Here is a 549-nt window from a genome sequence, read left to right as displayed (position 1 = left end):
ACGCATGCGCGGAAGTCAAACAAGAATGCATATAGATTTTCTTATACGGAAAAAGCGCAGCTCTCGAAGCTCCTATATCGCTCTAGAGGTTAAGCAAAACCAAAATGCATCCTCTTGTGTTAAGGGAATGATGAATGACATTCAGAAAATTTGGAAGCTAAAAAAGTCAGAGGATGACTTGCGTAGTATGTGGTGTTTAGGCATTTATCCAACGGTCGAAGATGAAAATATTACACAGATTATTGATAAACAATCAAAGTTAGTTGGTGTTGAGTTGCCTAAACATTTAATACAAACAAAAAAAATCCCGAACACTAGTTGCTCATTCAACCTGCTATAGTAACCTAACCAATTGCTTTAATGGACTTCTAACGCTTGGCAGTTTTGGTTACAAGTAGTTTTGTGCTTTAAGGTGCGTTGCTTTGGGTTGGGTGAGCCCGTTGTTCACCCCTTAATAGGCGCTGTACGAAATCATCATTTACTTAGTTGAGAGTTGACAATTGGATATTTTGGGAATTTTAAAAGACTACATATTTGCATTCTTAATGG

Annotated in this window: 1 pseudogene; it reads left to right on the top strand. The window is 37.5% G+C overall.

The features are described from left to right. Nucleotides 1-340 (top strand): annotated as a pseudogene (locus tag GCE9029_RS26870) (hypothetical protein); the annotation flags it as partial. Nucleotides 341-549: the final 209 nt, after the last annotated feature.

The organism is Grimontia celer, assembly GCF_900055185.1.
GTDB lineage: Bacteria > Pseudomonadota > Gammaproteobacteria > Enterobacterales > Vibrionaceae > Enterovibrio > Enterovibrio celer.
This window is presented reverse-complemented; position numbering and strand designations above follow the sequence as displayed.